This is a genomic window from Synechococcus sp. W55.1 (assembly GCF_047461655.1).
In the GTDB taxonomy this organism is placed as follows: Bacteria; Cyanobacteriota; Cyanobacteriia; order Thermostichales; family Thermostichaceae; genus Thermostichus.
Map to the genome: position 1 here is coordinate 26,077 of NZ_JANSHN010000004.1, position 13,816 is coordinate 39,892.

At 58.4% G+C, this 13,816-nt stretch carries 10 protein-coding genes and 1 pseudogene; 7 read left to right on the forward strand and 4 right to left on the reverse strand.

What is annotated here, in order from left to right:
• Positions 1-25: 25 nt before the first annotated feature.
• The gene (locus NW816_RS03085) at positions 26-1,633 is read left to right on the forward strand and encodes a glycoside hydrolase family 57 protein (RefSeq protein ID WP_414408207.1); all 1,608 of its coding nucleotides are present in this window, start codon (positions 26-28) and stop codon (positions 1,631-1,633) included.
• 297 nt (positions 1,634-1,930) lie between these two features.
• Here the strand turns inward: NW816_RS03085 and ilvB are convergent.
• Positions 1,931-3,730 (reverse strand): annotated as a pseudogene (gene ilvB / locus NW816_RS03090) (biosynthetic-type acetolactate synthase large subunit); the annotation flags it as partial.
• 211 nt (positions 3,731-3,941) lie between these two features.
• Between ilvB and NW816_RS03095 the strand changes: the two are divergent.
• Entirely contained in the window at positions 3,942-5,519 is a 1,578-nt protein-coding gene (locus tag NW816_RS03095) for a phospholipid carrier-dependent glycosyltransferase (RefSeq protein WP_414408208.1), read from the forward strand.
• A gap of 109 nt (positions 5,520-5,628) precedes the next feature.
• A complete protein-coding gene (locus NW816_RS03100) occupies positions 5,629-6,693 on the forward strand; it encodes a Gfo/Idh/MocA family oxidoreductase (RefSeq protein ID WP_414408209.1) in 1,065 nt (354 codons plus the stop codon).
• Between the two features lie 339 nt (positions 6,694-7,032).
• Here the strand turns inward: NW816_RS03100 and NW816_RS03105 are convergent, their stop codons facing one another.
• Both NW816_RS03105 and NW816_RS03110 read right to left on the reverse strand, forming a co-directional pair.
• The gene (locus NW816_RS03105; protein ID WP_414408210.1) at positions 7,033-7,260 is read right to left on the reverse strand and encodes a Uma2 family endonuclease; all 228 of its coding nucleotides are present in this window, start codon (positions 7,258-7,260) and stop codon (positions 7,033-7,035) included.
• 32 nt (positions 7,261-7,292) lie between these two features.
• Positions 7,293-9,122, reverse strand: a complete 1,830-nt coding sequence (locus NW816_RS03110; RefSeq protein ID WP_414408211.1) for a transglutaminase domain-containing protein — start codon at positions 9,120-9,122, stop codon at positions 7,293-7,295.
• Between the two features lie 198 nt (positions 9,123-9,320).
• Between NW816_RS03110 and NW816_RS03115 the strand changes: the two genes are divergently transcribed.
• Positions 9,321-10,184 (forward strand): sulfite exporter TauE/SafE family protein, encoded by an 864-nt coding sequence (locus NW816_RS03115; RefSeq protein WP_414408212.1) that lies wholly within the window; start codon positions 9,321-9,323, stop codon positions 10,182-10,184.
• Between the two features lie 54 nt (positions 10,185-10,238).
• Here NW816_RS03115 and NW816_RS03120 read toward each other — a convergent pair whose 3' ends face one another.
• Positions 10,239-10,460 (reverse strand): hypothetical protein, encoded by a 222-nt coding sequence (locus tag NW816_RS03120; protein WP_414357796.1) that lies wholly within the window; start codon positions 10,458-10,460, stop codon positions 10,239-10,241.
• A 124-nt stretch (positions 10,461-10,584) separates the two neighbouring features.
• Here NW816_RS03120 and NW816_RS03125 point away from each other — a divergent pair, with 124 nt between their 5' ends.
• The 3 genes from NW816_RS03125 to NW816_RS03135 all read left to right on the forward strand — a co-directional run bounded on the left by NW816_RS03125 (position 10,585) and on the right by NW816_RS03135 (position 13,743).
• The gene (locus NW816_RS03125) at positions 10,585-11,229 is read left to right on the forward strand and encodes a DUF3038 domain-containing protein (protein ID WP_414408213.1); all 645 of its coding nucleotides are present in this window, start codon (positions 10,585-10,587) and stop codon (positions 11,227-11,229) included.
• Between the two features lie 61 nt (positions 11,230-11,290).
• Positions 11,291-12,238, forward strand: a complete 948-nt coding sequence (locus NW816_RS03130; protein WP_414408214.1) for a DUF4335 domain-containing protein — start codon at positions 11,291-11,293, stop codon at positions 12,236-12,238.
• Between the two features lie 449 nt (positions 12,239-12,687).
• Positions 12,688-13,743 carry a CobW family GTP-binding protein gene (locus NW816_RS03135; RefSeq protein ID WP_414408215.1) on the forward strand — a complete coding sequence of 352 codons (1,056 nt, stop codon included), beginning with the start codon at positions 12,688-12,690 and terminating at the stop codon, positions 13,741-13,743.
• The last annotated feature ends 73 nt before the right edge of the window (positions 13,744-13,816 follow it).

Here is a 13,816-nt window from a genome sequence, read left to right on the forward strand (position 1 = left end):
TCCCACCTAAGGATCCCTGGCCGCTATGGGTTATCTCGCTTTGGTACTCCACGCGCACCTGCCATTTGTGCGCCACCCTGAGCAAGACTTTGTGCTGGAGGAAGAATGGCTCTACGAAGCCATCACGGAGACCTATGTGCCGCTGCTGCACATGTTCGAGGGGCTACAGCGAGATGGCATCGACTTTCGCTTCACCATGTCCCTGACGCCGCCCTTGGTGTCGATGCTGCGGGATCCCTTGCTGCAGGAGCGCTACGACCACTACCTAACCAAATTGGAAGAGCTGGCCCAGCTGGAGTACGACAAAAACGCCACCAACGGCCACATTCGCTACCTGGCGGAGCACTACATCAAGCAGTTTGCCATGGTGCGGGATCTCTGGGAGCGCTACGACCGGGATCTGGTGCGAGCTTTTAAGCAGTTTCAAGACAGCGGCAACCTGGAGATCATCACCTGTGGGGCTACCCACGGCTACCTGCCCTTGATGCAGATGTACCCGCAGGCAGTCTGGGCGCAGTTGATTGTAGCTTGTGAGCACTACAACGAACACTTTGGCCAGTGGCCGCGGGGGATCTGGCTGCCGGAATGCGCCTATTACCAAGGGCTGGAGCGGATGATCGCCGATGCTGGCCTGCGCTACATGATCACCGACGCCCATGGTCTTCTCTACGCCAAGCCACGGCCCCGCTACGGCATGTACGCCCCCATTTTTACCGAGACTGGCGTTGCCGTTTTCGGGCGGGATCACGAGTCTTCGCAGCAGGTGTGGTCGGCAGAGGTGGGCTATCCAGGGGATCCGGTTTACCGCGAGTTCTACAAAGACCTAGGGTATGAGGCCGACTACGAGTACATCAAGCCTTACATCATGCCCAACGGCCAGCGGAAAAACACCGGCATCAAGTACCACCGCATCACCGGGCGCAACCTGGACCTGGGGCAAAAGCAGCTTTACGACCCCTATTGGGCGCGGGAGAAAGCGGCAGAGCATGCGGGCAACTTTATGTTCAACCGCCAGCGGCAAATCGAATATTTGTACAGCGTCATGGGCCGCCCGCCGCTGGTGGTGGCCCCCTACGATGCGGAGTTGTTCGGCCACTGGTGGTACGAGGGCCCTTGGTTTTTGGATTTTCTCATCCGCAAGAGCTACTTCGACCAAAACACCTACCGCATGACTCACCTGGCGGAGTACCTGCGGGAGAACCCCACCCAGCAGGTGTGCAAACCTGCCCAGTCCAGTTGGGGGGCGCGCGGCTTCCACGAGTACTGGCTCAACCCCACCAACGCCTGGATCTACCCCCACCTGCACAAGGCCACCGAGCGGATGATCGAGCTGAGCCGTCGCGAGCCTGCCGATGACCTAGAATGGCGGGCCTTGAACCAGGCGGCGCGAGAATTGCTACTGGCTCAATCGTCTGACTGGGCTTTTATCATGCGCACAGGGACGATGGTTCCCTACGCGGTGCGCCGCACCAAGTCTCATCTGCTGCGCTTCAATCACCTCTACGAAAAGATCAAAGAAGGCCAGTTTCGGCGGGAGAAGGCCACCCCTGAAGAGGAGCAGTGGCTGGCCAAGGTGGAATATATGGACAACATCTTCCCCAATCTCAACTACCGGGTTTACCGACCCCTCTAAGCCGGTTGGGCAGGTCTGGAGGGTGCCTGCTTCCGACCGCCAGAGACACCAGAGGCAGAAGTTTCCGGCTACCCTCCTTGAGGGGATCGAACTACCCCAGGGCAGGAGGGATCCTCCGTTCGTTGCGCTGATCCCAACCTTCCTCTCCTTTTGGGAAAGGGGCAGGAGTCGCTCGTGTTGGCCTCGCAGAGCGCTCAGGGAGCGTTTTAATCTGGCTTGTTCAGTAGCCCCGATATCCCCGAAGACTCCCTGCTGCTGGGGCCCGCCTTCCCCAGCCGGATGGCCAGGCCACCGATTCTAGAGCTTGGTGCCGCACTCGGCGCAAAACTTGTGCAGGGTGGGGTTTTTGGTGCCGCAATTGGGGCAGTAGATCAGCTCGGCGGCTTGTTCCAGTTGCCGCTTCTCCGGCAGCCCGATCATCTGATAGTTAGCTTTGCCGGCAGGCACCATCGGGTAGCAGTTTTCGTCCCGCTTGACCACAAAGTCGGCCACTACCGGCCCCTCGTGCTTGAGGATCTCCTGGATGGCATCTTCCAGTTGATCGGGGTGATCGACGCGGATCCCTTTCACCCCAAAAGCCTCGGCCAGCTTAACAAAATCCGGCATTCCGGGAGACATATCCGAGTGGGAGTAGCGCTCGCCGTGGAAGGCCTGCTGCCACTGCCGCACCATGCCCTGCCAGCCGTTGTTGATGATGGCCACTTTGGTGGCAATGCCGTACTGAGCCACTGTGCCCAGCTCTTGCATGTTCATCTGGAAGCTGGCATCGCCACTGATGCAGATGACTTCTTCGTGAGGCAGGGCTACCTTGACTCCCATCGCCGCGGGGAAACCGTAGCCCATGGTGCCCAGCCCAGAACTGGAGATCCATTGGCGCGGCCCGTTGCGCAGAAACTGCGCCGCCCACATCTGATGCTGGCCAACATCGGTGGTGTAGTAGGCGTGGGGAGCATGACGACGAAAGGCATCGATCACCTGTTGGGGGGCAATCACGCCTTCGTAGCTGGGCACCTGCAGGGGATAGTCCCGCTTCCAGCGCTCGATCCGATCCAGCCAGGCCTGAGTTAGGCCTGGAGTAGAAGGCATTTTGCTCAGTTGAGCCAGCATCTCCACCAGAACAGTGCGCACATCCCCTACAATCGGCACATCGGGCGCACGGTTTTTGCCCACCTCGGCTGGGTCGATGTCGATGTGAATGACTTTGGCGTGCTTGGCAAATTCATCTAGCTTGCCGGTCACGCGATCGTCAAAGCGGGCCCCCACCGCAATGAGCAGGTCGCACTCGGTGACGGCGAAGTTGGCATAGGCCGTGCCGTGCATGCCCAGCATCCCCACCGACAGGGGATCGTTCTCATCGAAAGCCCCTTTGCCCATGAGGGTGGTGGTCACCGGGATCCGATAGGTGTGGGCCAGCTCGGCAATTTCGGCGTGGGCACCGGAGATGATCGCTCCACCCCCCACATAGAGCAAGGGCCGTTTGGCCTGCAGGATCAGCTTGGCCGCCGCATGGATTTGCCGTGGGTTGCCTCGCACGGTGGGCTTGTAGCCGGGGATGTTGATCTCGCTGACGGGTTGATAGTCAAACTCTTCTAGGCCCACATCTTTGGGGATGTCGATCAGCACCGGCCCGGGCCGCCCTGTCCCGGCAATGTGAAAAGCCTCTGCCACGATCCGAGACATTTGGCGCGGATCCCGTACCACGTAGGAGTGCTTGACAATCGGCAGGGTGATGCCAAAGATGTCCGTCTCCTGGAAGCCGTCGGTGCCAATCAGATGGCGAGGTACCTGCCCAGTGATGACCACCATCGGTACAGAGTCCATCATGGCGTTGGCGATGCCCGTCACCAGGTTGGTCGCCCCTGGGCCAGAGGTAGCAAAACACACCCCCACCTTGCCAGTGGCGCGAGCATATCCGTCGGCGGCGTGGGCAGCCGCTTGTTCGTGGCGTACCAGGTAATGTTTGAGCAGCCCCTGAGACTCGGCTTTGTACAGCTCGTCGTAGATGGGGAGGATGGCTCCCCCCGGATAGCCAAAGATGTGTTGCACCCCATGCCGGTGCAGGCTGTCCACCAACGCATATCCACCAGTCGCCACGGTGTCTCCTCCCCACTGAGATGACCGAACGTCAAACGCCCGCTCTCAGGAGCGCCAGCGCAGACAGGGTACTGGCCAGAAGTTGGCCAACTTTGTATTCAATTCTACAGTCTAGCAGTGGTTTGCTTTGGAATCGCTTAGGCTTTCACGGTCGGCTAAAGTAACACTGGGGATCCCTAGGGATCCTCGCCGGAGTGTTGAGAGTGCCCTATCCATGACTGGAGAGCCAACCCCCATTGACCCCGGGCCGGAGCGGTCTCAGGGCAGCTTGCTGCTAGCTGTGCCCATCCTCGGATCCCCGCACAGTGCTGTGGGATCCCGACAGTGGCTGGTATGGGGAGCGCTGGGGATCTTTCTGGTGGGTCTGGGGTTGCGCCTGTGGCGGCTGGACGAGTTCCCGGCACCTGTGTTCGATGAGGTGTACTTCCCGGAGTTTGCCCAGAACTACCTGGATGGCAAGCCTTTTTACGATGTGCATCCCCCTTTGGGCAAGTACTTCATTGCCCTTAGCATTCGGGTGTTTGGCCGCAACGAGTGGGGATTCCGCTTCGCCACTGCTTTTTGCGGATCCCTGATCCCGCTGTTGCTGACCGGTTTAGCCTACCGCCTCACCTACCACGTGGGCTTTGCTCTGTTGAGCGGGGTTTTGCTGCTGACCGATGGGGTGTTTCTGGTGGAATCCCGCTTTGGCCTGATCAACGTGTATCTGGTAGCCTTTGGGCTGGCAGCGACCATTCTGTTGCTGAGAGGTCTAGAAGACCAAGGTTGGCGACGGGCTGCTCACTTTGCTTGCTCCGGGATCCTGTTGGGGGCGGCAGCTTCGGTGAAGTGGAATGGCCTCTGGTTTACCTTCATGTTTGCTCTGTTGGGGATCCTCGTCTGGGGGGTGGTCTGGCTGCGCCCGCAGTGGATCCCACGGTTGGGCATTTTGAGCCAGATTCGTCATCTGCGCTGGTGGCACTATGCGTTCTGCTTCGTCCTCGCTCCGCTGGCCTTTTATGCCATTCAGTGGATCCCGCACCTGCAGCTGAATCCCCAACAGGGACTAACTCTGGATTGGAGCTGGACGGGCATCCAGAATTATTTCCGATCCCTGGTGCTCATCAACCAATCCATCTACGGCGGCCACATGGCAGCCCACCTGGTGGTGAACGAAGAGACCCCTGTTCACCCCTACTGCTCCACCAGCTTGCGATCCCTGGTGGCTTGGTTCCCGGCTTTGCGTCCTTGGCTGACCACCCCCTTGGCCTCGGCAGGAGCTTGGTCCTGGCCGATCCTGGGCCGCCCCGTGGCCTACTACTTCGGCAGTCAGGGCAACCTCTGGCAAGCTGTTCATGGCTTGGGCAATCCTTGGCTGTGGTGGCTGGGGACGGGATCCATCTTGGTGCTTGTCTGGCGAGGGATCCGCCACTTTCACGGTCTCGAAGCCTTCATTTTGATTGGCTATGCGGCCAATTACCTGCCTTGGTTTAGGGTCAGCCGCTGCGTTTTTATCTACCACTACATGAGCGCTCTGGCGTTTAGCACCCTAGCCCTGGCTTGGTTGGTGCTGCTGGGCTGGCAGAGCTATCGCCGCTTTTGGCGCGGGGCGAGCATCACGGCGGTGGCCTTGGTTTTGGCGTCCTTTGTCTTCTTTTTCCCCGTTTGGCTTGGCCTGCCCCTCAGTCCAAGCGGATTCTACGCCCGCATGTGGTTTCGCTCTAGCCCGGTGCCGCTGTTCTGTTTCAGCCCCCAATCCTGCCAACAGCCCCCGCTGCACCTGCCGCCCATCCCCGGCTTGAACTGGATCTAAGGGAGGCATGGTAAGCTTTGTGAAGTTTGTTTCGTGAAATGCGGCGCTCCGTTACCGAAAGATGGAGCGAGGTTCGCGAAACCCTTGTGGTGGAGGTAGTGGAAACGTCATGGCCCGATCTTGCCCGAGTTCTGCCAACTCTCCCCGCCGTCCACTGGCTTATTCAGAGCAAGCTGTCCCGGTTGGGGTGATCGGGGTAGGTAACATGGGCCAGCACCACACCCGCGTTTTCAGCCTGATGAAGGATGTGCGGGTCGTGGGGGTAGCGGATATCAACGTGGAACGGGGATTGGATGTGGCCAGCCGCCACCGCGTTCATTTCTATGAGGACTACCGCGATCTGCTGCCCCATGTAGCTGCCGTGGCCATTGCCGTGCCGACGGTTCTGCACCACGAGGTGGGTATGGCCTGCCTGGAGGCCGGGGTACATGTGCTGATCGAAAAGCCCATCGCTGCCAGCATCAGCGAAGCAGAATCGCTGGTGAACCGAGCTGCCGATTGCAATTGTATTTTGCAGGTGGGGCACATCGAGCGCTTCAGCCCTGTTTTCCAAAAGCTGGGCCAAGTCTTGCAGGCGGAGGAACCTCTGGCTTTTGAGGCTCACCGTCTCAGCCCCTATTCCGACCGCGCCAGCGATGTGTCGGTGGTATTCGACTTGATGATCCACGACATCGATCTGTTGCTGGAGCTGATCCCATCTCCCGTGACCCAGATTACCGCCAGCGGCAACCGCATCTCCAAGCTGGGCTACCTGGACTACGTCACGGCTACTCTCACTTTTGCCAACGGTGCCATCGCCACCCTCACTGCCAGCAAGGTCACCCACCGCAAGGTGCGCAAAATTGCCGTCCACTGCAAGAATGCCTTGGTAGAAGCAGATTTTCTACACAATGAGATCTCGGTGTACCGCCAGGGATCCGTCGGCAGCACCAGCGACTACGGCCAAATGCCCTACCAGCGGGATTGTTTGATTGAGAAAGTCCACACCGACAATATCGACAAGCTGCATGCCGAACTGGAGCACTTCATCAATTGCGTGCGGGGGGGCAACCAACCTTCTGTGGGTGGGGAACAGGCCCTGAAAGCATTGAGGCTGGCCTCGGAGGTAGAGCGGATTGCTTTGGATGGATGTGCCTGGAGCGAAGCCAAGCCCCGCCGTAGTCTCCTATCCTAGTCTTTAACGCAAGCCCCAGATGGGGGCAGAGCCCTGTTGTTGGCCCATAGCCATTCCAGCATCAGGCTGGGGAAGAAAAAGCGACATTCGCGCCCGCGGAGTGCAGCTCTATTGACAGCTCCCCATTCGGGTGGCAGCTTTTCGAGCGAGCAATGGGGCTCCCACCAGACTCAGGCAAGAGGTGGCATCCACAGCTGTGAAATCGGGCACGCAAGCCCCGGCAGCAACGGCGAGTCCAATTCGAGTCCAATTCATCTTTCCCAAGCAAGTTTTGATCAACACCAACTGCCTTTGCTGACGCCGGTATACTTCCACTTGTTGCTGTTGCCAGTCCACCACTCAATACTCCTGTAGCCCAAGCCGACTGTAAAGCTTGAGCTTAGTTTGCTTATCTTGGCCAATATTGCGAGCTCCAGGGCTCAGCACTTCTACCGCCGATTCTGGGGCACTGTGGAGTTTGCCATCCGCCCCTAACGCTGTTCTCAGTCGAGAGCGGCTTACCCACACCACATCAGGAGCCACATTGTTATCTTCGGCAAAAATCACTCCCGGAGCAGTGTTGGCCAATCTCAGGCCCGTTTTCTCACTCTATTCGCCTTTCAAATTTCTTCTAAGATGCGAAACTGCACATGGTTAATGGCCAGCTCCCCAATTGAGGCTTGGTCGGTGTTGATCGTCTCGAAAGGGATCCCTTTGGCGATCTCGGCATGGGTCCAGGGCAAGCCCATGAAGTAGCGCTGCGAATAGGGGCGCTCCCCCCGATCGTCGGGGTTCGACTCCATCGGCACCCAACCCCAGCCGGGCAGATAAAACTCAATCCACACGTGGTTGTACTGGGGAAACAGCGGGATCCCTTTCAGTTCTGGATGGGGAGGACATTTGTAGCGCCCCACCGTGCGGCAAGGGATCCCATTGAGGCGGGCCAAAGCCAACAGCACCCCCACATATTCGCCACAAGAACCGGAGCCACGCCGCAAAACCTCATCCGGCGGATCGATGCGAGAGGTGACCCGGTAGGAGAGCTTGTCGTAAACATAGGCCCGGATATTGAGCATTTTGCGCAGCAAGTTGGTCTCGCTGCCAACGGCCAGCCGCGCTGCCTCTCGGACAATCGAGGTGTCCATGGCCAGGTAGTCATCGTCCACCAAGTAGCGATCCCGCAGCTCTCTGGGCAAAACGGCAGCCTCTACATCCAGTGGATCGATGCAGTACTTGATACTGTAGAGATCCAGCACCGCCCGCCAGCCAAACAAGCGCACCTCATGGGCCCCCAGGGATCCCAGCGAAAACACCGCCACCTGTTGGCCAGATTGCTCTTCCACTTCAAACGGCAGACCTACCCAGTGCAGGCTGCGCACCCGTTGGCGAAGGCTGTTGCAGGGCAAGGCAATTCGCCAGACTAAATCGGGCAGGAAGCGCGGCTCTTCTTGGGCAATTTCTTCCACATAGGTCAGCTCCACCCGATAGCCGTGGGAGAGGGTGTAGGTGGCGCGTTCCCCCAGACACTGGGGCTGAAAAACTACCGGACAGGCAATGGGGGAATCCTCGGCCTCGGTTCCACTGCCGCCAGTGGGGTCGGGGGAGCTAGGGGGATCCAAAGGCCGCAGGCGTAGGGGGGCCACCCAGGTTTTATCGCGCAGGGCCACCGACAAGGGATCTGGAGCGTTGGGGTTGTCGTGGATGTAGGCTTCTTCGTGGGCATAGGCCACCCAGAGTTGCCCCCGCCAATGGGCCAAGCCTGTTGGCCCAGGAGAAGGGGTGAGGATACGGGCCAGTTCTCGCCCGGTCTGGCGCTCCAGCACGTAGATCGTCTCTTCCACCCGATCGCTCACCCAGAGGTAGTCTCCCTGCACCGCAATCTGTTCTCGGCCAACCCCAGGGGCAGGCATCTCCTGCACAATAAGGCCACGGCTGGGATCCAGTTGCAGGATTTTTTCCCGTCGGTAGCAGGTGGCATAGAGGTAGCGGTTTCCCGTGTGGGGATCGCTCCAGAGGGCGATCCCTTCGATAGGGTAGGGGCACCTACACACTGGAAAGGCTTCCAGGGATCCCGGTTGCTGCAGAGCGGACATGGGAATGCGCAAGATTTGCGCCTCTTGCTCCCGACTGAGCCAAATCCACGCTTGATCCCCTTCTGACTCTACCCACAAACCGTAAGCGCCTTGGAAAGAATGGACATGATGGGGATTGAGCAGCAGGGTGTTGTGCTCTTGAATTTCCACCAAATAGCCCCTCACCCGATCCAAGCCCAACAGGCGATCTCCCCAGGTGGCCAAACCTTCCAAAGCAACCAGCCCCAGAGGTTGCAGAGGGGCCACAGTTCCCTGTTGCTGCCCAGATTGAGGCCACCAAGCGGGCTGGGATCCTTCTGCCGTAGAACCCGGATTTTTCAGAGCACCTAGATCATTTGCCGGATGAATGGCAACCATGAAGGCTTCCCTGCTTGTGGAGAAGTTGGCGCGCTAGCGCGATCCGCACCAGATCAGTACGACTGTCCAACATTTTATGATGCGCTTCTTTTCAACCCCGCCCCAAGGGATCCCTTCCCTGATGGTCTTGCCGAGGACGGAGAATGCTACCATAACAGACATTTTGCTTGTTTTGTTGATGAGCAGGGCCGAGAAGCAATGGAAGAAAAGGGTCTGGCCTTGGCAGTTGGGGGCTTGGTGGCAGGGATCCTAGCCGGGGTTCTGGGCATTGGCGGTGGAACGATCCTGGTGCCCTTACAGGTCAGCTTGGGGATACCACCGGTTCAAGCTGCAGCCACCAGCAACCTTTCCATCGTTATGACCTCGATTGCAGGCAGCATCCAAAACTGGCGGATGGGCATGCTTGATTTGAAACGGGTGATCCTGCTGGGGATCCCCGCATTGCTTACGGCCCAAGTGGGGGCGATCATCGCCAGTCGTCTTCCCAGCTACCTGCTGTTGACAGCCTTCGGGGTGTTGCTGCTGGCCAACACTTATCTGGTGGAGCTGCGCAAAAAGGTGGCCACCCAAGCCCTGGAGACAGAGTTCCCGCCTGCTGCTGTTCGCGACAGTGGTGCGAAGTCCTCAGGACAGATGTCTCCCTGGTTAGCCCGCGCCCTGACCGGCGGCACTGCCGGTTTGTTGGCCGGGCTGTTTGGCATCGGCGGTGGGGTGATCCTGGTGCCAATGCAGATCCTGCTGCTGAAAGAGACGATCAAAGTGGCGATTCAGACCAGTCTGGGGGCCATTGTGATCACAGCAGTTGCTGCCACCGCCAGCCATGCGGGCCTCAGCGATTGGATCTGGAATGGCCTGGGGTTGGGGGACGGCACTATCCACCAAAATGTGCTCTGGATCCCAGGTTTAATCTTGGGCACAGGGGGGTTAATCGGTGTACAGATTAGCACACGCACCCTGCCCAAATTGCCCGATGAAACCGTCAGTCTGTTGTTTCGGGGCTTCCTGGCCATTCTTTCTCTTTACATTTTTTGGCAAGCCTGGCAAAGCTACCGAGCCCTGTGAAGTGATCCTGGTCTGCCTGAGCGCTCAAGACAGCAGTCCTTGGTCATTTCGATTCTACGTTGGACGCGCTTTCCCCTCAGAGGACAGGGATCCTGCTGTTTGGGATAGGGCACCTTGTTTGCAGGGGTCATGCACAGGGTAGCTGCCAAAGAGCTTCAAGGTTTCGGCAATCGATTCCAGCGCCGCAATCACCTCGGCATCCAGATAGGGCTGGCCAACAGGATTCTCCAGATCGACAAAGACATAAGTCCCTGCCTGTCGGATCCCGTTAGCCAAGCCCTTGCCCAGAGCAAAGGCCAGAAAGTCTTTTTTTCCTGCAAGCGCGGGGGGGTAGGTTGCAGGTTTGGCTCGGACAAGAGATCATAGAGTTTCGTCAAAACCCAAAGCTCCCATTGACAGCGTGACGGTGGAACACAAGCACATTCAGTTAGACAGTCGGCCCGCTGGCCTGAGTACAGCCACCGGTACCATCAAAGCCCAGTTGGACTTGCTACTGCTGGGGCTGGAGTCCCTGAGCGGAGAAAGTTCCGAAGCGGTTCTGTCCGCAGCCAAAGCCCTCAACTTGGAAGAGCAGATTGGCGATCGGGTGACTCTCTGGCGACTGCGCAACGCTAACCCCTTGCGCCGCAGCAGCGGTGGGCGCAAAAAGGTGGATATCGAAGAGGCCCGTGCCCTGGTGATGGTGATTGCCTATCTGGCTGCTCAGCAACAAGCCCGTATCCGCAGCACCTTGGAGCAACTGGAAGCCGCTGTCGATCAAGAGCTCAGCCCCTTCCGTCAACCGCTGGTGGGGGATTACTTGGATGAATTTCTCTCCCACTACCGCAGCCGCATGGTGGATGGGGATGTGCGCGATGAGAATAGCCTCACCGAGCTGGCCCTGCGCATCTTGATTGAGCTGATGTTCTACAGCAGCCCGAAGGGTGCTCAGCGCCTGTGGAAAGCCTTGCTCAGCCGTCCTGAGATGGATTTGCCCGCCGGCAGCGATCTGGAGGAAGAGGGGGTGGCCCACAGCTCCGGCCCCGATGCCTCACCCTCTTCTTGAGGCAGTTTTGTCAATTATCGCCTCTGTAGCCCTCTACCCGTGTTGTTCGCCCGCAGTTGCCATGCCCAACCTTACCCTGGTTAGCCACACCTATCAACAGCCCACTTCTACGCTGACTGTACGGGGAGAAGCCCCTGCCGATTCCAATTCTTCAGACTCCTCTGCAACGCCGCCGCTGCAAGCCATCCAGCGCAGCTTCGAGTGTCAGTTGGAAATCCGCCAGGGGGAGACAGTCAAAACTTTACACGGCGATAACGTTTGGCTCAACGATTTGATCACCGTAATCGACCGCTACGTGGGATCCCACTTGAGTGGGGAACCCAAGGGAACCTTCAGCGGTACCGTGGCCATCCGTCCGCTTGATTTTATTTTTCATCGTCTCACGGTGCGCCAAGGGGAAGATCGCATCGCACAAGTAGATCTGTCGATGACGCAGTTGTACGACCTGCTGGAGAACCTCTCCCAGGTGGCCGACGATATTCCCCAACTGGCCAGTCTGGGAACTTCGGTGGCGCGGGCTTGGTATCGACAGCCCACCGGGATCGCTGCCCTGCTGGTGGGCGGGATCGCAGTTGTGGCCGGTGTTGGGATCTGGGCCAGCCGCACCCCCAGGGATCCCGCAGCTTCCCCTTCCCCGCAAGAGCAGCTCACCATCCCTGCCTTGACGGGTCAATCGCAGCCTTTGGCCACATCCCTCCAAGAATCTGACCCAACAGCGGGAAGAGAGGCAGCAGGGGCGGATCCCCTTTCCCGTCTGCGAGACATTTTGGCAGAGCAGTGGCAGTCTCCCCCCGATTTGCCGGAGAGCTTGGCCTATCGAGTAACTGTAGATGAGACGGGATCCCTGCTGGCTGCCGAGCCGGAGAATGAGCTTGCCCGAGAGCGCCGAGCCGAAACCCCATTTGCCGACCTGCCGGAGCTACCGCCGGATCCCTTGCCGGCAGGCGCCCAACAGTTCCGCGTCAGCCTAGAGCCGGGCAACCAGGTGGAAGTGACTCAGGACAGGTAGGCATCTTGACAGGCCAAGCTAGGGTGGCTCTGTACTGTGGTCTACCCAGAGACATTGTTTCTGGAGCTTTCAGAGGATTATAGTTGTTTCAGGTTAGGGTGAGACGCCTGGGCTACTGAGGAAAGCTTTCTGGTTCCGTGCATTATTGCTCTGCAACGCTGACGCGACGACGCGGCCAGCGTTTTAGGTGTAGGGTGCAGTGTCCTAGTTTGCATTGAAATGACCATACTTTCAGGGCCGGGGGATTAGAGGAAGCGATCTGACCCTGGAGGATTAAGCCGGAAAGAGAGAGACCATCCAGTTCAGACAGCCAAGGCTGCCGCCAATGCCGAGGCGCAAAGGCTCTACTGATCGCATCTGAAGGGTTTAATCGGCTTCAGACAGCTAGGGCAATGAGGACAAGAGGATAAAGTGGAAGAGTTCCCTCTATATCGGATCGCTGCCACTCTATGACCGCAACCATCGAAGTGCCTAAGCGAGGCTTACCTGTCACCATCATCACAGGTTTTTTGGGCAGTGGGAAAACCACCCTTCTCAACCACATCCTCAACAACCAGAAAGGGATGCGCACAGCGGTGCTGGTCAACGAGTTCGGCGAGATCAGCATCGATGCGGAGCTGATCGTCTCCAGCGAAGAAGACTTGGTGGAGCTGAACAACGGCTGCATCTGCTGCACCATCCGGGACGACATCGCCGAAAGCGTGTTGCGGCTGATGGAACGCTCTGACCACATCGACTACTTGGTGGTGGAGACCACGGGATTGGCCGATCCCTTGCCGGTGGCCCTCACCTTTTTGGGGCCAGAATTGCGAGATCTGACGCGGCTGGACTCAATCATCACCCTGGTAGATGCCACCAACTTTGCCCCCGATCTGTTCAACAGCGACGTGGCCTATAGCCAAATTGCCTATGGAGATGTGATTCTCCTCAACAAAACCGATCTGGTCGAGGAAGCTGAAATCGAGCGTCTGGAAAAACGCATCCGCGAGATCAAAGAAGATGCCCGCATTTTGCGCACTGTCAATAGCGCAGTCCCCCTGGAGCTGATCTTGGATACCGATTTGTTTCAGGCCAGTTCCTTGCCCCGAGAAGAGGCCCACGTTCACGACAGTCACGACCACCATGACCATGAGCATGATCATGACCACTGCGAGCACCCTGACCATCACCACTCCCATCCCAGCCACATCGAGGCCGACGGCTTTAACTCCCTAGCCTTTGAGAGCGATCAGCCCTTCTCTTTGGATGCTTTCCAAAATTTTCTCAACGAGTTGCCCGATGCAGTCTTTCGTGCCAAAGGGGTGTTGTGGTTTGAGGAAAGCCCAGAGCGACATATCTTTCACCTCAGCGGTCGGCGCTATACCCTCAGCAGCGATGATTGGCCTCGCCAGCCCAAAAACCAGTTGGTGCTCATCGGTCAGCGGCTCGATACAGCCCGGTTGCGGGAAAAACTCCAGGCCTGTATTGCCCGTCCGGCCACGCGGGGTCGAGGGTTTGGTCGCTGAATCAGGGATTGGCGGCAGTCCAGGCTCAAAACAGTCGGGCAATGTTCCAGCAGCCTCGATCATGAAGCCCTGA

Bases quoted from the DNA above. Each gene is read 5' to 3' on its own strand.
- NW816_RS03100 (WP_414408209.1), top strand. From the start codon at position 5,629: ATGGCCCGATCTTGCCCGAGTTCTGCCAACTCTCCCCGCCGTCCACTG.
- NW816_RS03135 (WP_414408215.1), top strand. From the start codon at position 12,688: ATGACCGCAACCATCGAAGTGCCTAAGCGAGGCTTACCTGTCACCATC.
- NW816_RS03095 (WP_414408208.1), top strand. From the start codon at position 3,942: ATGACTGGAGAGCCAACCCCCATTGACCCCGGGCCGGAGCGGTCTCAG.
- NW816_RS03130 (WP_414408214.1), top strand. From the start codon at position 11,291: ATGCCCAACCTTACCCTGGTTAGCCACACCTATCAACAGCCCACTTCT.
- NW816_RS03085 (WP_414408207.1), top strand. From the start codon at position 26: ATGGGTTATCTCGCTTTGGTACTCCACGCGCACCTGCCATTTGTGCGC.
- NW816_RS03110 (WP_414408211.1), bottom strand. From the start codon at position 9,122: ATGGTTGCCATTCATCCGGCAAATGATCTAGGTGCTCTGAAAAATCCG.
- NW816_RS03115 (WP_414408212.1), top strand. From the start codon at position 9,321: ATGGAAGAAAAGGGTCTGGCCTTGGCAGTTGGGGGCTTGGTGGCAGGG.